Origin of the sequence: Lacticaseibacillus huelsenbergensis (assembly GCF_029726355.1) — a bacterium.
Taxonomy (GTDB): domain Bacteria; phylum Bacillota; class Bacilli; order Lactobacillales; family Lactobacillaceae; genus Lacticaseibacillus; species Lacticaseibacillus casei.
The window spans coordinates 2,286,719-2,306,064 of the sequence record NZ_CP120687.1 but is presented as its reverse complement, the minus strand read 5'-3'; the positions used below and the strand labels follow the sequence as shown (position 1 = coordinate 2,306,064).

19 protein-coding genes and 1 tRNA gene are annotated in these 19,346 nt (G+C 47.7%); 8 read left to right on the top strand and 12 right to left on the bottom strand.

Translation table 11 applies throughout. The features are described from left to right. Positions 1–157: 157 nt before the first annotated feature. Positions 158–766, bottom strand: coding sequence for a TetR/AcrR family transcriptional regulator (locus LHUE1_RS10645; protein ID WP_010489114.1), 609 nt, complete (start codon positions 764–766; stop codon positions 158–160). A 275-nt stretch (positions 767–1,041) separates the two neighbouring features. Here LHUE1_RS10645 and LHUE1_RS10640 point away from each other — a divergent pair, with 275 nt between their 5' ends. Then, complete coding sequence (locus tag LHUE1_RS10640; RefSeq protein ID WP_049173032.1) at positions 1,042–2,277, top strand: aminopeptidase; 1,236 nt, start codon at positions 1,042–1,044, stop codon at positions 2,275–2,277. Positions 2,278–2,374: 97 nt separating this feature from the next. Here the strand turns inward: LHUE1_RS10640 and recQ are convergent, their stop codons facing one another. Next, positions 2,375–4,162, bottom strand: a complete 1,788-nt coding sequence (gene recQ, locus LHUE1_RS10635) for a DNA helicase RecQ (protein ID WP_049173030.1) — start codon at positions 4,160–4,162, stop codon at positions 2,375–2,377. 123 nt (positions 4,163–4,285) lie between these two features. Then, complete coding sequence (locus LHUE1_RS10630) at positions 4,286–5,008, bottom strand: hypothetical protein (RefSeq protein WP_049173028.1); 723 nt, start codon at positions 5,006–5,008, stop codon at positions 4,286–4,288. Between the two features lie 392 nt (positions 5,009–5,400). Here LHUE1_RS10630 and LHUE1_RS10625 point away from each other — a divergent pair. Then, a tRNA-Arg gene (locus tag LHUE1_RS10625) sits at positions 5,401–5,474 on the top strand. Between the two features lie 148 nt (positions 5,475–5,622). Here LHUE1_RS10625 and LHUE1_RS10620 read toward each other — a convergent pair. The 5 genes from LHUE1_RS10620 to LHUE1_RS10600 all read right to left on the bottom strand — a co-directional run bounded on the left by LHUE1_RS10620 (position 5,623) and on the right by LHUE1_RS10600 (position 10,424). Further along, positions 5,623–6,939, bottom strand: a complete 1,317-nt coding sequence (locus LHUE1_RS10620; protein ID WP_049173026.1) for a Fic family protein — start codon at positions 6,937–6,939, stop codon at positions 5,623–5,625. Positions 6,940–7,178: 239 nt separating this feature from the next. Further along, positions 7,179–7,601, bottom strand: a complete 423-nt coding sequence (locus LHUE1_RS10615) for a DUF3284 domain-containing protein (protein ID WP_049173024.1) — start codon at positions 7,599–7,601, stop codon at positions 7,179–7,181. 183 nt (positions 7,602–7,784) lie between these two features. After that, on the bottom strand, positions 7,785–8,114 hold the full coding sequence (locus LHUE1_RS10610; protein ID WP_049173021.1) for a PTS lactose/cellobiose transporter subunit IIA: 330 nt from the start codon (positions 8,112–8,114) through the stop codon (positions 7,785–7,787). A gap of 37 nt (positions 8,115–8,151) precedes the next feature. Then, a complete protein-coding gene (locus LHUE1_RS10605) occupies positions 8,152–9,456 on the bottom strand; it encodes a DEAD/DEAH box helicase (RefSeq protein ID WP_049173019.1) in 1,305 nt (434 codons plus the stop codon). Positions 9,457–9,470: 14 nt separating this feature from the next. Continuing rightward, entirely contained in the window at positions 9,471–10,424 is a 954-nt protein-coding gene (locus LHUE1_RS10600; RefSeq protein WP_049173054.1) for a Gfo/Idh/MocA family protein, read from the bottom strand. A gap of 208 nt (positions 10,425–10,632) precedes the next feature. Here LHUE1_RS10600 and LHUE1_RS10595 point away from each other — a divergent pair, with 208 nt between their 5' ends. Beyond that, the gene (locus LHUE1_RS10595; protein WP_010489127.1) at positions 10,633–10,989 is read left to right on the top strand and encodes a DUF4828 domain-containing protein; all 357 of its coding nucleotides are present in this window, start codon (positions 10,633–10,635) and stop codon (positions 10,987–10,989) included. 103 nt (positions 10,990–11,092) lie between these two features. On the opposite strand, the gene LHUE1_RS10590 is transcribed toward LHUE1_RS10595, so the two are convergent. Continuing rightward, positions 11,093–11,449 (bottom strand): YxeA family protein, encoded by a 357-nt coding sequence (locus tag LHUE1_RS10590; protein ID WP_049173017.1) that lies wholly within the window; start codon positions 11,447–11,449, stop codon positions 11,093–11,095. 129 nt (positions 11,450–11,578) lie between these two features. After that, positions 11,579–12,304: a GH25 family lysozyme gene (locus LHUE1_RS10585; protein WP_049173015.1), complete on the bottom strand. Its 726-nt coding sequence runs from the start codon at positions 12,302–12,304 to the stop codon at positions 11,579–11,581. Positions 12,305–12,651: 347 nt separating this feature from the next. Between LHUE1_RS10585 and LHUE1_RS10580 the strand changes: the two genes are divergently transcribed. From LHUE1_RS10580 to LHUE1_RS10565, 4 genes are all read left to right on the top strand, one after another. Continuing rightward, positions 12,652–12,846, top strand: a complete 195-nt coding sequence (locus tag LHUE1_RS10580) for a hypothetical protein (RefSeq protein ID WP_025012952.1) — start codon at positions 12,652–12,654, stop codon at positions 12,844–12,846. Positions 12,847–12,883: 37 nt separating this feature from the next. Continuing rightward, a complete protein-coding gene (locus tag LHUE1_RS10575) occupies positions 12,884–13,816 on the top strand; it encodes an SPFH domain-containing protein (protein ID WP_049173014.1) in 933 nt (310 codons plus the stop codon). A 200-nt stretch (positions 13,817–14,016) separates the two neighbouring features. Then, positions 14,017–14,889: a DegV family protein gene (locus LHUE1_RS10570; RefSeq protein ID WP_049173012.1), complete on the top strand. Its 873-nt coding sequence runs from the start codon at positions 14,017–14,019 to the stop codon at positions 14,887–14,889. A 119-nt stretch (positions 14,890–15,008) separates the two neighbouring features. Then, positions 15,009–15,464, top strand: a complete 456-nt coding sequence (locus tag LHUE1_RS10565) for a GNAT family N-acetyltransferase (RefSeq protein ID WP_049173011.1) — start codon at positions 15,009–15,011, stop codon at positions 15,462–15,464. A gap of 84 nt (positions 15,465–15,548) precedes the next feature. Here the strand turns inward: LHUE1_RS10565 and LHUE1_RS10560 are convergent, their stop codons facing one another. Further along, complete coding sequence (locus LHUE1_RS10560; protein ID WP_049173009.1) at positions 15,549–17,453, bottom strand: M13-type metalloendopeptidase; 1,905 nt, start codon at positions 17,451–17,453, stop codon at positions 15,549–15,551. 122 nt (positions 17,454–17,575) lie between these two features. On the opposite strand from LHUE1_RS10560, the gene LHUE1_RS10555 reads away from it, so the two are divergent. Next, a complete protein-coding gene (locus LHUE1_RS10555; protein WP_049173007.1) occupies positions 17,576–18,451 on the top strand; it encodes a PPK2 family polyphosphate kinase in 876 nt (291 codons plus the stop codon). A 71-nt stretch (positions 18,452–18,522) separates the two neighbouring features. On the opposite strand, the gene LHUE1_RS10550 is transcribed toward LHUE1_RS10555, so the two are convergent. Further along, on the bottom strand, positions 18,523–19,335 hold the full coding sequence (locus LHUE1_RS10550; RefSeq protein WP_049173005.1) for a Cof-type HAD-IIB family hydrolase: 813 nt from the start codon (positions 19,333–19,335) through the stop codon (positions 18,523–18,525). Positions 19,336–19,346 lie beyond the last annotated feature (11 nt).

Here is a 19,346-nt window from a genome sequence, read left to right as displayed (position 1 = left end):
CGCATTGTTGAGCGGTTTTCCAGTACTGTGAGCGCTGGAGCAACAAAAAACCTGCTTGCACGCGACCTTACACCGGTCAATTGGCAAGCAGGTTTTATTCACATTAGTTTTATCGACAACAAGGCGCACGGCAAAACGATGTTCCCCAGTTTATCGTTTAATAGCCTTGTGCGATTTGAGCTTTTTCAAACCATGAGATTCGCGGGTCGTCTGAAAACCGGCCATTGACAATAAAGTCTTGCGTTACGGCGGTTAAAATGTCGACCATCTGATCGCGGGTGATATCGATGAAGCCAGGTGCCATTAAATTAGCAATCCCTGTTGCGACAATCCATACCCCGCAAATCGTGTTACGCAATTGCGCTTCGCTTAAGTTCTTAGCAGGTTCATAAGCATCAAAGACGCGCATGGCCGTGCTCATCGCATATTCGCGCATCTCGTCAACCCCAAAATGATCTTCAACAAAAACCGCGCGGTAAAGCGGACGATTCTCTAATGCAAAGTAAATATAAGCTAACCCCAAGTCAACAACCGGATCATTCGTATAATGCTTAGCCATCTTCAATGCCAACAGTTCTTTGATACGATCCATGACCGCTTGCTTTAATTCAGCCATATTCTTGAATTCTAAATAAATCGGCTGGGTCGAGCAATTCATTTTCTTCGCAATATTCCGTGCGGTAAAACTCTTAAAGCCTTGTTCCACAACCAGGTCATATGCTGCGTTGAGAATCTGATCATGCGTGATAGTTTTCTTTCGTGCCATATTGTTCCCCTTACTTTCTTTAAAAGTTATTTAAAACTAACTTGCACACAACTAAATTTTAGACACTTGGGGCAACATCTCCACTCCAAAAGATATGCCCCGTGCCTTGCTGTTATTTTACCAGAGATGAAAGCAGAAAGGAACCGAATTCATAAAGAAATTTCAGTTTTTCTTAATTTATTTTGACATTTTTTGATGCTAATTCGAGGCATCTTACGCCAGTCAGCGGTTTGACTATGGTAAACTGTTGCCAAACTACTTGGAGGAACCCCATTATGCCATTAGCCAACTTTAACGAAAAGCTTAAACAATATGCCGATCTGGCGGTAGACATCGGTGTTGCCGTCAAACCCGGCGATACCGTCTACCTGCAGATTGCCGTGGATCAGGCCCAGCTTGCCCGCCTGATTGTTGCCGCCGCTTATCAACGTGGTGCGGCGGAAGTTCAGGTTCAGTGGTCTGACGATACACTCAAACGTCTGGACATGGCACATATGGCCGAGGACCGCCTTTTTAATATTCCGCCTTTTGTTAAAGGCCAATTTGATTACTGGGTCGATCACCAAGCAAAACGGATCACCGTCATCTCGAGTGATCCGGACAATTTGGCCGCCATTGATCCGACAAGAATTGCCAAATATCAGAAAGCTTTCACGAAAGCCTACCAACGCCTGATGAACGCCATCAGCTCAATGAGCATTAGCTGGACGATTATCGGTGCCGCTAGTCCGGCATGGGCGCAGAAAGTCTTCCCTGACGCCAAAACGCCGCAAGAAGCAACTGACCGGTTGTGGGAAGCGATTTTCAAAACTACCCGCATTGACCAGCCTGATCCAGAAGCCGCTTGGAAAGCGCACGATCAGAAATTGAGCGCAAAGGCGAAATGGCTGACCGCTGAGCAATTTGATCAACTGCATTACATGGCGCCGGGGACGGATTTGGTCGTTGGATTGCCGAAGAATCACATTTGGAAGGGCGGTGGCGCCTTCAATCCGCGTGGCGAAGAATTCATGGCCAACATGCCAACGGAAGAAGTCTTCACGGCTCCGGATTTCCGGCGAATCGACGGCACGGTTGTTTCGACCAAGCCCCTTAGCTACAGCGGCCAGATCCTGGAAGGCATGCAATTTACGTTTAAAAACGGACAAGTCGTGAAGGCCCATGCCGATCGTGGGAATGATGTCTTGCAAAACCTGCTCAAAACGCCTGGCGCCCGTTCACTAGGCGAAGTATCGCTGGTTCCGGATCCATCCCCCATCTCCCAATCCGGGCTCATTTTCTTCAATACCCTTTATGACGAAAACGCGTCAGACCACATGGCACTCGGCCAAGCCTACCCATTTTCAGTCAAAGACGGCGTGGCAATGAACGCCGAACAACGAAGGACAACCGGCTTAAATCAAAGTCCTACCCATGTTGACTTCATGATGGGCTCCGCCAGCATGGACATTGATGGTATTAAACCCGACGGCACTGTAGTTCCCATTTTCCGCAACGGTGACTGGGCGTAGTGTTCTACACCATAACAGCGTAAAAAACCGAATCAAAGCATTTTGCAACAACTGCAAAAATGCCTTGGTTCGGTTTTTGATTGATGTGCCGGTCGACTTAGCTTTGCGCTTTTTCCGGTTGGATCGCCTTCAAGACATCCAAAAAGATTTGACCGTATTTGTCGAGTTTGGCTTGGCCGACCCCTTTGACAGCCAAAAACTCGTCCATCGTTTGCGGCATCGCGCTGCCGATCGCCTTTAGCGTTTTGTCCGAAAAGATCATGTAAGGCGGCAAATGCTGTTGTTCTGCCAACTGACGCCGAGTACTGCGTAATTCCTGGAAGACTGTGTCATCGACTTCCAGTGTTTGCTTCGCTTTCTGCGCGGTTTTCTGGAAAACAGTTGCCCGGCCGCGTAAAACCTCGGCTCCTTTGGCGGTAAGCCCAAGTGTCGGATACTGGCCGCCGCGGGTCTCAAGATACCCACCAGCCGTCAAAAAGTCGATAAACGTTGTGATATCACGCTGACGGCGATTTTGCATCAAGCCGTATGTAGACAGCTGATCCAAGTGAAACGACAAGACACGCTGATTGTGCGCCCCTGCAAGTACTTGGGCAACAACGCCTTTGCCAAACCGTTCATGGAGCCGTACGACACATGACAACACCTTCTGGGCATCGATGGTCACGTCAACCGATTCGCGATCATCAAGACAATTAGAGCAGCGGCCGCATGGCTTAGTTCCTGTTTGCCCAAAATAATCCAGAATGAACTGTTGTAGACACTGGTCGGTATTGGCATAACGTTCCATTGTTTTTAGTTTGTCGTATTGCCGCTGTTTGTGCGCCTCGTCACCTTCGGATTGGTCAATGAAGAACCGTTGTACCTGTAAATCTTGCGGCTTGAATAACAAAATGGCTTCACTTGGCAAGCCATCCCGTCCGGCACGCCCGGCTTCCTGATAATAAGACTCCAAATCCTTGGGAATTTGGGCATGAATGACAAAACGAACGTTGCTTTTATCGATGCCCATGCCAAATGCATTCGTTGCAATCATAATCGGCTTGCGATCAAACAGAAAATCTTCTTGATTGGCTGCCCGTTGCTTTTCAGTCATACCGGCGTGATACTTTGCCACTGGTAACTTTTTATGTTCTAAGAACGTATAGAGGCGATCTACCTCTTTGCGAGTGCTCGCGTAAATAATGCCGGATTGATCGACGTTGAGTTTAAGATAATCCAGCAGATAACGATCTTCGTCCTGATCACGAACCACTTTAAAGCTAAGGTTATCGCGTTCAAATCCGGTATTAATGACCCCATCATCCGGAATCATCAGCCGTTGACAAATATCCTGACTGACCCGCGGCGTAGCGGTTGCAGTCAAGGCAATCACAGGCGGATGTTCAGGCAACTGGGCAGCGACCTGGGCTAGATTCAGATAACTTGGCCGGAAATCATGGCCCCACTGTGAAATACAATGGGCTTCATCAATCGCAAAAAGCGCCACATGCGTCGCGGCAAGTTGCTGCACAAACCAGTCGTTGTCAAATCGTTCCGGAGCCACATACAACAACTTAATCTGCCCCGATTTTGCCTGATTCAGTCGCTCGTTAATTGTCTGAAAATCAAGCGTGCTGTTGATAAACGTTGCTGGAATATCGTTGTCATTTAACGCGTCAACCTGATCCTTCATCAAGGCAATCAAAGGCGACACCACCAATGTCAATCCCGGCAGTAACATAGCCGGCACCTGGTAGCACAACGACTTACCACCACCGGTCGGCATCACGACTAAGGTACTTTCTCCCGCCATCACGCGATCAATTGCCTGTTTTTGGCCGGTTCGAAAATGATCGTAACCGAATTTTTCTTTTAAAATCGTTGTTGGTTGCGTGACAACCATACTTCTCCCCCTAACCGGTTTTTGCTTGCCTCAATTATAGATTTTGATAACTATGGCAGATGCCCTTTTCAAAAGTATTAACTTCGAAATGTGACGCCATCTTACTACCACAAATTGCCGTATTTAAAGCAAATTGACTACAAACCAAATAACCAGACTAAAGCCTAACACCATTAAATCCAGTAACAATAAATTCAAATTCAACAAAGTCCACCACGAAAAGCCGGCTGGCCAGAACGTGAGGAAGAGATAGAAAATGACCATGGTGCCTAAAAACGCCACCGGCGCACTTTGCCACATATTCTGCAGGTCGCGATGCGATAAAGCGACACCCGGCGTCAAAATCAGGGTCACGACTAGAAAAATAGCCAACCACTGCCAGTTAATCGCCACCATGCCGCGCATCATGACCCATTTTTCACTGAGGCTCGATGAAGCCGCAAGTACTTGCCACACCTGATTGCCTGCCGGGAAAAACGCCCACCGACCAAGGACCAACAAGACAATGCTGATGCCCCAAACCGGTGCGCTGCTGGATAAAAACAGCCCCAGCTGGGCAAGCGGATCATGCCGATCATAACGCAAACTGACATGTGCAGCGCTGCCTTGCAACGGATCGGCTCGCAACGAAAAATTCGTCACCTGCAAGCCAAATACTCGCGCAATAGCGGCATGCAACAACTCATGAACAAAAATGCCCGGCTTCATGTACCATATTTGCGTGTTCGATCGGCCGGCATGGTTTACCATGGCTTGAACCGTCGCACCATTAACCACGCTAATGAGCAGGATGCCACCAATGAAGATCAACCATCCGGGGACATAAACATTCATGAAAGCTTGCATGTGGGCATCCTCCTTTGGTATGGGTGGATTTTGGATCAGTTAACGTGTTGCTGAAGGAGACGAGGTTATTCACTGATCATTGACAGCATAAGAATGACAGGCTGCTTGGCGCCTTTTTTGCCATTCATTTCGCTTCCATAAACCGTTTGTCAGCCCCGAAATCTGCGTGTAAGGGCCTTGGGCGTAACGGTCAAAACCCGCCCCGTACCGATACTGCCGCGAAAACGCGCTCACTGGCGCAGAAGTCTACGTGTAAGGACCTCAGGCGCAATGGCCAAGACCGGGCCCATCACGCCTGAGGCCGCTTACACTCCGACTTCTAACCGCGCCAGTTCACGCTCTCTGATTAATTTGCCCTAAACGCAGGTTTAGTTTAAACTTGTGAATGTTCCGCGGTAGTAGCTCAATCGGATAGAGCGCCGGCCTCCTAAGCCGTAGGTTGAGAGTTCGATTCTCTCCTGCCGCATCATTATAGCATACCAAAATCAACTAACATAAAATCCACAAAAAGCCTTCCGTCTGTGTTTTTCGGGAAGGCCTTTTGCTTACACGGTAAAAAACCAATAAAAATAGTAATAAATCTCAAACGGTTCAGTACCTTTGTTAGTCTGCAATCATTTTGATGGCAGTATTTCGGCTAACACTTCTTTGCTTATGACGTGCTGAAGTGGATTTTTTGAAACGCTTGTAATCATTTTCTTACTTTCCAGCATATCAATAGCACGTTTAGTCCGTGTCCTCGGAATCGAGTTAGGGGTTCGCTTAAGAACTTCAACAATATCACGATCTTGTATACCATAAGTGATGCTTTCGGTAAATAAATACGATTGAAGAAGAACGTACAGGACCTCCTTCATCACGTCATCCAGATCAGTGAACTTCGCATACAACTTTTTGCTAGTTGATTGCAGCTGTTCCTTAGACGACTCCAGCTCATTTATAACGTCTGTTTGACCACTTTCGATAATCTTTAACATCCCTTTTAGAAAGAATGTTAGCTCTGCCCTGTTTTCAATATTATCAGCTTCTTGAAAGAGCCGATAATAGGTCGAAAGATTGTTGTGGATAGCGGTTGAAACAGATAAACCCGTAAATGGATCGAGCTTACTTGAAAGATACGATGACAGCAAATATCGTCCGGTACGGCCATTTCCATCCAAAAATGGATGCGTATTCTCGAACATGAAGTGCGTGATAACCGCTTTCTCAAGGGTAAGCAAATCATCACTGTTCATAAATATGATTAATTGTTCCAAGGCCACTTCAATTTCGTTTTCGGTAACAGGCGGTATATGAACAGCGTGAGCATCTGTACCAATAAATGCAAATTTATTCCTAAATAATTTACCATCGGGCAACTTTGCGTCTGGTATTTCTCCTTTTAGCAACTCATCATAAATGTCACGGTAATCCTTCAACCCGTTAATCTGCCTCATTCTACCAGTGGCCGAATCATGATACTTCCGAATGGTAGACTCCAACCGTTTCTCGACTCTACCAGGCTTCTGCTGTAAATTACCAATGATGGTTCCAATTTCCTTAGGATTTGTCTGAACGCCTTCGATTTCGTTCGTAAAAATAATCTCGTTACTCAAAAGCTTCTTTAAATAACTTCTAATCGCAACAGGAGGAAATTGCTGATGATTGGCTAAATTGACAATCGTCGCCGAATGACTCTGAATACGACTCACAAGGAGATTGATATCATGTGTCTCGACAAAAAATATAGGGTATTTCGCGACAGAAATCGCTTTATTTTCTGCGGCCGCGAGATCCAACAGAGCCGGGTTTTCAAGTACAGGAAAGAGCGTAGTTGTAACCGTTGACGGCCCTGAAAGTCTGAGTCGATATTCAGCATCAATTTCCTGAGGGCTCTTTCTGCCCGTGCCATTATTGTTGTACTTAAATTTGCTTAATGGTAAATAGCTCATGCGTCGCCACCTTCATTCTTTAAATTCCATAAACATTGCTGATTGTTCCTTAATTATCGACCTTAATTTTAAAAAATCAAGTATTTTTAAAAATAGGAACTCGGAAATATAAGCCAGCATGTAATATATCCGAAAAATAGAGAATAGAAAAAGTCTTCCACTTGCACCAGCGAGCAGAAGACTTTTGTTGTCATTAACTTTCATTGCTAGTAACAATGGTTCAACGCGTAGCTTACTTGTTAAGCAGTTCGATACGACCGTTCAATCGAGTCGAGCATTCGCCCAACGTTGCGGCGGCGTTTATGGCCAACCAGAAGTTCCGTAACCATCTGTTTGAGTTGTGCAACCCAGTTAATCGGCTGAACGGTTTCACTCACCTGAACGCGACTAGCCGCGGCACTCAACGGTGTGATCAAATAACGGACTTTGAACCGTGAGAAACGCGTCATTGTCAGCATCGCAAATTCGCGATTGATCACATTTTGGGTGACTTTCACCTGTGCCCATTCACCATCAGGAAACTGCTTGCGGTAGGTAAAACCACCAAGCTTAGCCATATCAACTGGCTGATGGCCTGCTGCGATAATATCGGCTTGGACCGGCGCTACGATTTTACTATATAAAAATGCTGCCGGTGTCTGTAATGTCTTTTCAATTTTCATGGGGATTACCTCTCTTGCTTGTGAGCGTGAGCCGGCGCGCTTAGGGGTCGGAGTGTAAGTGGCCTTGGGCGTGATGGCCCGGGCTTAGGCCATTGCGACCAAGGTCCTTACACGCAGACCCCTGCGCCGGCAAGCGCGTTATGATGACGATGGTTATGCTGATACCTGCCACAGCCACCCGTTTTACTTTTGGGCATGGACTTGCTGGTAAAGATCAATAATCTCATCGGCAAGGCGACGGATTGTCATGGCACTCATAAGATGATCCTGACTGTGCACCATTAATAAGGTGACGTCAACTTTTTGACCTCGTGCCTCGTACGTCAGCATTTGGGTCTGAGCTTGATGAGCTTGCTTCAGCTTCGCATCCGCGTGTTTCAAAAGTTTGCGGCTGCGTTCGATTTGATCGGCTTTGGCTGCATCAATCGCTGCCATCGTCGCTTTTTGCGCATCACCGGCTGCACTCATCAGCGTCATCATAGCAGCCATTTGTTCCGCCTTCATACTTTCCATGACTGCCCTCCGTCCTTATCATACCGCTGATTTCGTCTCATGGCTGTTTCTTATGCTTACCTTTATTCCGCCGATCCCGCACGCGATTTTTTTTATGCTTGCGATGCGGCTTCTCGCCCGGATCAACTGCTTTAGCTGACTGCTCTTTCTTAGGCATTTTTCGTGCTGGTTTTTGCTTAGGTACTTGAGCTGCTGAATCAACGGTGGCGCTGTCTTTTGGCGTGTCTGCCGATGGTGTTGGTGGCGTGTCGACTAACTTGCCATCGACCATATACGCCCGGTGAATCCCATATTGCGGTACCAGCTTGGCCAAGTCACGGCGATCATGATCATCCCCCAAGGTCACGACCATTCCTGACTCGCCCATGCGGCCGGTGCGTCCGGCGCGATGAATATACACTTCGGCTCGCTTTGGCGGATCAAAGTTCACCACGGCCGGTAGCTTGGGAATATCCAACCCACGGCCTGCCATATCGGTCACTAACAACAAAGTCACGCGACCATGCCGAAAATCGGTTAAGGCCTTTTGTCGGCTGGTTTGGCGGCCTTCCCGCGATAATACGGCAAAGCGTACGGCTTGATGGCGCAAAATGCCGGCAGCCCGTTCTAACGAAGCATTTTGATTGAAGAAAACCAGTGCCTTGAAGCCATCGGTGTGGGCCAGCGTGCGCAACCAATCGATTTGATGCGCGCGATCGGTTTGCAAGAAAAGGTGCCGAACCGTTCCTTGCGTCTTGTCGATGGCACGGACATCAATCAATTTAGGCGTTTTGCCAAACCACTTAGACATTTCCTTGAAATAAGGGCTTGGTGTGGCGGAGAAAAATGCCAGCTGCGTTTCGGCCGGAGCTGCCGCAGTGATTTCTCGAACCTGCGCAAAGCCGGGATCCCGCAACATTTCATCGGCTTCGTCAACGACCAGCGTTTGCAAACCAGCCAGTTTTAACTTACGTGATTGAATTAATTCCAACAAACGCCCAGCGGTTGCCACAATCACTTCCGGTTTTTCTTTAAGCCGCGTCAACTGCCGCTTCACGTTCGCCGAACCGATAATGCCTTGAACGTTGACATGGATATCTTGCGCGTAAGGCGTTAACACGTTGCGCGTCTGGATAGCCAACTCTTGTGAAGGTGCCAAAATAAGTAGCTGAAGGCCATCACCCGGCACGATTTTTTCTAATAACGGTAAGCCAAATGCCAGCGTTTTGCCCGATCCGGTTGGTGCCAAACCAATCACATCTTCATCGGTTTTTAGCGGCTGATAAACAGCGGCCTGAATCGGCGTTTGTTCAGTAAAGCCATCAGCCTGCCACCGTTTTTGAAACGGGGTTGCAATTGTCAAAATGATCGTCCTCACTAAAAGTCCAGATTAGCGGAAGTCCGCAGAATCGACATGACTTGGTGTACTTCCTTGGCGAGTTGCCAAGCTTTATCAAAGGCATTCCGATCCTGACCGGTAATTGCCTTGGCAAAGTAAGCAGCCTCCGCTTCCATTGGGTTGTCCAGCTTTTCGGTGCTTAAAACCTGATCGTCAAGTTTAATCGTCTCAAGTTCCGCTGCATTATCCATCGTCAGGGTCTGCCTGCCGGAATAAATCTCCGATGGCAGCGAACTGTTGGTCGTTTTGCCGGTGATTAATGTAACAGAAAAGTCACCATAATCCAACCGCGCTACACCATCGCCATCAACGCCGCTTTTAAGAAAATGCGGCAGGTAAACGGCATTGTCAGGAACCCCGAACCACGCAACGGCATCGTAAACCAGATAAATGCCCAGATCCATTAAGGCACCGCCTGCGAACTCGGGGTTGAAAACATTCGGTAATTTGCCAGCCAAAAAAGCATCATATTTGGACGAATACTTCATATACGTGAGGGTCGCGCCATCGATTTGCTGGCGGTGGGTGAAGTCGTTGACAACCTGGAAGTTATGCTCATAGACGTGGCGCGCAGCTTCAAAAAGATACAATTGTGGCTTTTTGCGCAACGCTTCATCTAGTTTCTCAAATTCCATGGCTGTTGCGACCAATGGCTTTTCAACAATCACGTGCTTATCGGCATCCAGTGCCGCCAACGCTTGCGAGGCGTGCAGACTATTAGGACTGGCAATATACACCACGTCCACATCGCTGCCCAGAAAATCGTCCATCTTCGTATACGCCGTTGCAGGTGCCGTCTGGTCGATGAATGACTGAGCACTTTCTTCGTGTCGCGAATAAACTGCCGTCAGCTCAAAGGCATTGGTGGCCTTTGCTGCAGCCACGAATTGCTTGGTGATCCATCCTGTTCCGATCACGCCGAGTTTCAACATGGCAAGTCCTCCTTCAAACATGATCACAGCTGCATTCATCCGCAACTGTGCACGTTCTTTTTTGATTCCACCATGGCCTAAATTAAAGGCCATTAGAACCGTTCATGATTATTGTAACAGCCCAGTAACAGAAAAACAGCACCACTGTAACCACTAAATAAAAATCTCATGGTAGACTAAACATAGATAAAAATGGGAGGTCGAAAACATGGCGAGTTTTTTACGCGGGTTGAAATATGCACTCGCGCACCGCGGTCATCATCACAAGGATAAGGGCAAAGCACCGAATCCGGCAATGGCATTGGCAAAGAACTTCACGGGAAGCTTTGCTTTTCTTGATGAACAGACCAACAAGACCCACTCGCTAGCGATCTCGCCGCAGCTGCAGATCGCAATCGACAATAAAATCCTGCCAGGGCAAGTGGTTGGGATTACCATTAACGAGCTGACATTTCTTGATCATTATGGGTACAAACTGGTCATCACAGCAGACGACAATGGCCCACAGACCATTTATGACGAAGCCGAAGACGCCACCTATGCCATTATTATTCCAAGTGCGTGACAAGCATCAGCTATTCATCAGTGCAGAAGCCGACTTACGCTAATAGCCAAAAAAGTGCCGATCCATTGCGGACCGGCACTTTTTGCTGTCTTTTTATGATGGCCTACTCAAGCTTGGCCAAAGCTGCTTTGGGAACCTGTGAACGTGAGATGCTTTCCCAACTGGTGACGCCTTTTTTATCATTATAGGTGACTTTCAGAAACGCATTTTTTCTTAACGGACGATCTCGATTCGCATTAAACTTCAACTGTTGTAAGCCGCCTCGCTCATCAAAGCCAGGCAGATCGTAAGCATAAATCGTGTGCTTGTTACCTTCATTATCACGATTGGTGACCCGCTGACCAGTGTTGGTAATTTTTGTGTAGTACGTGGTGCCGCCATAATTGGTGATTTCAAAAATCTTTAAACCGCCAAAAACGAGTACAACCAGCACGACCAGGCCGATCAGTACTTTTTTCATCCTGTTCACCTCGCTATTAGTATGGCCCAATATGCCACAATCGAGGATAGTTTCGGCGAACATTTAACGAACAGTTTTGTTAGATCAGCGTGTTTTGCGAATGGTCAGGATGATTGCGCAATTGAGCGCCTATTGCGCCAGTCGCAAAAAGCTGCTTCGCTTTCCCATAAATACGGCAGCGCGATAAGTTGCTTGCGGTCCGTTGGGGATACGGGCACCTGCAGTATATTGCCAAAAGTTGCCCTTTTGCGCCGGCTGTTTGTCGCTCACGAACCACCGTGGTGCTTGAGGCACAACCGTTTTAACTTTTGCCAAAATATCAGGGCTCCCCATCAATAGTACCGGCCGATGATATTGCTGTTGAATGGTCGTTATAAACGCATTCAAATGCTGAGTCAGCCATGCAGCACTTGGCTTTTGCTCCCTGTAATAACTTAAATAAATGCCGATGGGAAGATCGCCAATATTTGATCCGACTTTTCGCTCGAATTGAAGCGCCTGTGCTTGTGGCGTGGTTTCAAAACTGAAAACGTGATAGACACCAATGCTTAACCGACTGCCGGCCGCCTGGTTAAAATTCGTATTGAAATTGTCATCAAAATAGCTGCTGCCTTCCGTCGCTTTGAGATAAACAAAGCTGACTTTACTGGCGCGTAAACGATCAAAATCCTGAACACCGTCTGTCTGGTCCAACCGCACGCCCAAAATGGGGTATGTTGATGGATCCGGTCGCGGATTGCGCTGCAACCACCATCCTACCAGCAATAAGACAACCAGTATGCCACCGGCGACGAATAACCACCGGTGCCACCGATGGCGATAAGTATCTGCATAAATGACTCGCCGACTCCGCAAAAAAATCCTCCCTTATCGCCGCATCCCTTTTTAAAGGCAAACGGTCGCGTTGATTGATCCTATTGTAACAAAGTCAAACGTTTTTCGGATAATAGGGTTAGAAAATTCTTGCCCATGAACATACAAAATGCAATTTTTACTACGGTAATCCGGCATTTTACGGCGCATGCTAAAACCCCGATTCAGCGCTTTATCAATACCGCAACAATCCTCACCATAAAGCTTACTGTCGCTGAGCCGTCCTGATTGTCTTTCCACTAACCGTGCTTTAGAATTAGCTTGTGATGATAATGGTTATGGTCAGCCACCATTATTAATCTGGATACATTTGGAAAGGAGCGACGCCAATGCTTGATGATCGGCTTTTAGGAACCACCTTTATTTTGCCAACCTCGGCGCGACAAGGCGAGATAACGCTGTATGGGATTCATTATCATTATCGCGTCAATGATGATGCTGCGGCTGGCGATTTGGTTGTTGTGAATGCGGTTTCACCTTTGTTCCTCGGCGTCGTTAAACCGGAACATCGCTTAAAATATTAAGCCTTAGAGCAGTTTTGACTCATGGGGGGTCTTGTATATGAATGTTGTTCTTATTTCAATCGCAGTGATTGTTTTAGTCATTGTCATCGCTGTGCTTTTCACCAGCGTTGCCATTATCCATACTGGTGAAGTTGGCATCGTCGAGCGACTTGGTAAGTATGTGGCAACGCTGCAGCCTGGTTTTCATGTGGTACCGCCGTTTATCTATCGCATCACCGAAATTGTCAACATGAAGCAGATTCCGTTAAAAGTTGACGAGCAGGAAGTCATCACAAAAGATAACGTTGTCGTGCGGATTTCTGAAACGCTTAAGTATCACATTACCGACGTCAACGCCTATGTTTATCAAAACAAAGATTCCGTCCTTTCAATGGTTCAGGATACCCGGGCTAATTTGCGTGGGATTATCGGTAATATGGATCTGAACGATGTTTTGAATGGCACCGAGACCATTAACCAAACCTTGTTCCAGCAAATTGCCGAAACAACTGCCGGCTATGGCTTGAATGTCGACCGGGTCAACATTGATTCCATTCAGGTAGATGCCACGATTCAGGATTCCATGAACAAACTACTCCGGGCTTCACGGGAAAAGGAAGCCAACATCATGGAAGCAGAAGGCCACAAGCAAGCAGCGATTGCCAAAGCTGAAGGTGAAAAACAGGCAGCCATTTTGGAAGCTGAAGCCAATAAGCAAACCCAGATTCTCCAAGCGCAGGGCCACGCGGAAAGTCAACGGTTAATCGCGGCTGCCGTTAAGGATCAAATCAACTCAATCAATGCCGGGTTGATCGACAATGGCGACTTATATTTGAAGTATAAAAATGTTGAAGCCATCGAAGCTTTGGCTAAAGGCACGGCCAACACGGTTGTTTTGCCAAGCACGGCTATTGATTCATTAGGCACTTTGCCGGCGTTAGGCAAGTTGTTTAACCAAACGTCTGATGCGAAAGATACGAAAGAAAATTAAGTCTTTTAAGTCGAATCGCACAAGTTGCCCTTCGACTTTTTAGTTCTGGGTAAATTTAACGCCATCAGAGCACCCCGAATTTTTAACCACTTTGACCTACGTTATGTTGGTAACAGCCCCTTCACTTTCGGAACCAGGTCAAACAGCGTAGTATTGATTTAAATAAACCCGTTATTTGTCGGGTATTTTGAGGTGAGTCCATGTATCAACTCTTAACCGATTCTTGTTGTGATCTTCCTTATCAGACATTGCATGATCATCACGTCGATTTCGTTTCGATGCACTTTACGATTGATGGTGTGGAATACGAAGACGATCTTGGTGAGGATCATTATGATATCAACGCCTTTTATCAGCAGCTCAAGCAGAATGTCATGCCGACCACGACGCAGGTTAACGTCGGCCAATTTGTTGACTTTTTCACGCCTTACGTCAAGGCGAAAACGCCCATTCTCTACATTGGCTTTTCCAGCGGCCTGAGCGGAACTTTCAACTCGGCCACCCAAGCTCGCGCTATGTTGCTGGAAAAGTATCCGGACGCCCAGATTTACTTGGTTGACACTTTGGCCGCGTGTGCCGGTGAAGGCCAGTTTGTCCTTGATGCCATTGATAAACGCGATGCCGGCATGCCGATCGATGAATTAGCAAAATGGCTAAACGACCACCGACTTGACTATCGGATGTGGTTCACCGTTGACAAGCTTGATTTTCTTTACCATGGCGGCCGGGTTTCCCGAACGTCAGCGGCGCTGGGCACTATGTTGAATATCAAGCCGGTGATGGATGTTGACACTGAAGGAAAGCTACGCGTCGTTCGAAAAGTTCGCGCCCGCAAACGTTCACTCATCGACTTGGCCAACGAAACCTTAAAAGCCGTTCAGGAAAATCCGCAACACCGCGTCATCATTTCCACTTCCGGTGATCGGGAGGCAGCTAACTTTATTAAAGATCGGCTTCATGAAGCCTCGCCGCAAACCCCACTGCAAATCGGCAACATCGGGCCGACAATTGCCAGCCACACTGGATTCGGCTGTGTCGCGGTTTTCTCGATGGCAACGGAAGATCGGCAGTAATTATCGGTAACCGCAACCGTCACATATGCTTGTGTTTAAGAAAAAAATGCCACAATACCTCTTTAGCAATTTCATCAATAAGAAATCTGATAATTTTTAAACGAGGAGGATGCCCTGTTATGGCGACACGACGCGCAATGCCAAAAGATATCCCGCATCTATTACCGCTTATCCAAGGCTATTATCACGACAGCCCAGTACCGCTAACGATCGATTCACCAGCAATGGCCGCACATCTCGAACGTTTGCGTAACGACCCTGGGCTTGGTTATTTGTTAGTCGCAGAACACAATGAGCAGTTGGCTGGTTTTGCCATTTTATATCGCAGCTTTGATACGCGAACGTTAAAACCGGTGCTCATCATCAACGACGTCTATGTTGCACCCAAGTTTCGGCGCCGCGGACTGGCGCGGCAACTCATGGCCGCAGCATTTGAGCTGGCAGCCGATGAGGGCTTTGCAAGTGCCAACTGGCAGACCCGCACCAGTAATCTAGGCGCCCAGCATTTGTACGACCAGATTGGCGAACGGGAAACCGGGTGGCTGCATTATCATCATGTGATTCATGACGCATAGAAAAAAACTGGCTCTTGTCATCAGTGATGGGAGCCAGTTTTTTTGAATTTAATCTATTTCATTTAAAACACTTTCACTTGCACACTACCGATGCCAAATGGTCAATCGCTTCCGTGGCTGCCGATACATCCCATCTTGCGGTTGTACCTGAAAAGCCTGGTACCATGCCGGAAAGTTCTGGACTGGCACATTCACGCGTAACGCGGCCGGTGCGTGGACATCCTGACGTAACAGCGTTTTAACTCGCTCTGGCCGCATTTTGGTAGCCCATGAACGGGCATAGGTCGTGAAAAATGCCTGCAGATCCTTGGCGTCAGGATGTTCGCCAAGCAAAGCCAACGCGACATCCATCCCTGCGTTATCCGCCATGTTTTCACTCACTGTCAGCTTGCCATTAACCTTAACACCTTCATACGCCCGGCCATCAAATTGTGCCACCATCGCTTCAACCAGCTGATCGAAGGCCTTTTTATCGGCCGTGGTCCACCAGTTGTGCAGATTCCCGTGTTCATCATACAGCGCCCCATTATTATCAAATGAATGTGAAATCTCATGGCCAATGGTCACGCCAGTACCGCCAAGATTCTGTGCCTTTGTCCAATTAAGCGCGTAATAAGGTGGCTGCAAAATCCCGGCCGGAAATGTGATGTCATTTTTCAATGGGTCATAACTGGCATTCACCAAGTGGCCCGGCATGTTCCACTCATTGCGATCTACCGGCTGGCCTACTTGCTTAAACCAAAATTGCTGCGTTTGGCTGCTCAATTTAAGAATGGCTGTCAGTAAATCGTCATCGGCATCTACCGTCAAGTGGTCATACAGCGAAAAGAGCTGATCAGGGTATCCCATCTTCACCTTCATGGTTGCCAACTTGCGGATCGCTTTTTGCTTGGTCATCGAACTCAACCAGGTATTGTTCTCGAGCTGAACGCGGTACTGCGCAAGAATCTGCTCGACTATCGCGGTGATATCCGCCTTTGCATCTGCCCCAAAATAAGTTTGACCGTAATATTGGCCAATCACATCGTCAAAATATTCGTTGGCAATGCCAAAAGCATGCTTGGTCCATGATGACGGCTCCGGCTGCCCCGCCAAGAAACGGTCGTATTGTCCGGCGAGCTGCCGTAGATCATCACTTAGGTATGTCGCGCAAGACAGCAATTCGTTGATCACCATCCACGCATGCCACTCGGGATAATTGTCGGCCGTGATAAGTGTTGGTAGGTTCGGCACGTAATTCGGGACCACGGCATTAACCTTGGTCGGCGTTTGCGGCATTAAATCCGCAAAAGCTTGGGGGATGCCCAAAAATCCGGCAGCTTCCTCAAATGCTTGCCACGTCATCGGATTGTCAAAGGTACTATCCACGGCCAAATCAACATTATCCGGCACATCCGCTGCCAAGCGTCGGTCAAACCGCTTAGCCGCTTCAACATAATCTTTTTGGTCACTTTCACTGAAACCTGCAGCTGCCAACATGGCCGTCGCCATTTTCGACCAGGCTGCTAGATCAGCGGCGTTTTCCGCATCACCATTACGATACATCGCAGCATCAGGCAAAATTGTATCCGGACCACTCAGATTTAAAATATTGTGCTCAGCATCATGCATATCGGCATCGACATACGACGTCACCGGCAACACGTATTGCGCAGCTATCAGCGTCGGCATCGCTGCCCGAAACTGATCTAAGGTTTTAAGCTTTACCAGTGTCTGGACGCGCGTGCGCACAGGATCAATCCCCAACTGCTGCCGCTTGGCTTTGTCATCAGCCTTTGCGAATAACCGGGCGGCATACCGTAACGGTGACACGGTGTCACTTCCTGTCAATGCCATCTTTCTTAAATCGGCCACCAGCTTCGTGCGAATTTCGTCCGATAAATCACTATCCGCACTAACAACGCTCTTATCTGGTGGAATCTGCGTTTTCTCTTGCCACGCGCCGTTAATCGCCATGTACAAATCATCCTGAATCCGTGGTAAAGCCATTGAAATCCCCTCGTTTCTTGATCGTAAGTTTAGCATAGGTTTAAACACAAGGAGCGTCAATCACTTGCACATCACGCTTGGAACCACTATGTTGAAAATAAGCAAATAGTGAGGGTGATTAAATGACATTAGAAAAATACCGTTTCGACGGAACTGGCACGTTTGACATTAAGGCATTCGCCACGGCACCACCAGATGAATTTAAGAACAAAAAGGACAAAATCAAGGAAGATATCGAGCATAACATCAAGACACTGTCGAAGGTGCAAGAACATCTAGCCGCGCAGAAGCAATACAGCGTTCTCATTATTTTTCAAGGGATGGATGCAGCCGGGAAAGACAGCATGATTGAGCACGTGATGTCCGGAATTAATCCCCAAGGAACAACGGTTGTGTCGTTCAAGGTGCCTACTGAATTGGAATTAAGCCATGACTTTTTGTGGCGCATTCATAACGCCTTCCCGGCTGGCGGCGAGTTAACGGTTTTCAATCGATCGCAATATGAAGAGGTGCTCGTCGATCGAGTTCACCCAGAACTACTACTGAAAGAAAATCTCCCCGGCATCGATTCAGTTTCTGATGTGCACGATGAATTGTGGACAGAACGATTCAATGACATTAAGGCACTTGAATCGTACGCCCGTCGCAACGGCATCCTACTTTTAAAGTTTTTCCTACACATTTCCAAAGCCGAGCAAAAAGACCGCTTCCTCAAACGCATCGAAATTCCGGAGAAAAACTGGAAGTTCTCACTGGCTGATATTCGCGAACGGCGCTATTGGGATGACTATCAAAAGGCTTACCAAGAAGCCATTCAACACACTGCCACCAAGAAAAATCCATGGTACATTATTCCGTCTGATGACAAATGGTACTCACGCTTGGCGGTTTCGCAGATTATCAATCGCGAAGTGACCGCCTTGCCACTCAAGTATCCGGTCATCTCGGAAGCGCAAAAGCAGGGGCTGGTTCAGGCCGTGGCTGATTTAAGAGATTAGATTCATTTTATTTGAAACTGTTTTAAATAAAGCCCTTCAACTTCATGACTTCCGAAGTTGAGGGGTTTTTATTATGTTTCACCCATGGCGTACCGTTGAATCGCAACGGCGGCGCCATCGTGATCATTATCAGGTACAACTGTTTTAATGACAGCTGACACTTGTGGCAAGGCATTGGCTAAGGTTACGCCTAGTCCAGCGGCCTGCAACATGGGTAGATCATTTTCACCATCGCCCAGTGCCATCGTCTCCTGTATCGGAACGTTATACAATGAGCTCAGGGTTTGCAACGCCGATTTTTTCGAAACCCCTTGCCGCACAATTTCCAGATAAGTTGCCTTCGACCGGCTGGCAACCAGCTGCCATTCCGGATGTGCCAAAATGATTTTCTCGGCACGATCCACCATAGACGGATCGCCCATGCATAGCATTTTCTGCACCGACAAGTTATCACGCAACATGTCCCGTATCGGTGCGGTTGTTGGCATTATATCAGTGATTGCGGCTTCCTGATCGGTCCATTTGTCAAAAGCAGCAACATACCAGTGCGTGCCACTGAATACATTCAAGCTTAAAGGAAGCGTCGATAAGGCGTGATAGACGCGGGGGCCAACTCCTTCCGGCCATGAGGTTGCCGCTAATATCCGAAATTGCTCACCTTCTGGCCGGCCAATCAAAGCACCGTTCAGACTGACCAGCGGCACTGCCAATCCCATTTGGCGGGCCAGCGCAGTCATCGCCAACGGAGGGCGTGCCGACGCCAAGACGAAAATCCCACCTGCAGCAACATAAGCCTGAATTGCCTGCTTAACCCCCGCCGTCAGTTGATGTTGCGAATTCAGCAACGTGCCATCAATATCACTCAAAATCAAACGATAGCGCAAGAAAAAATCTC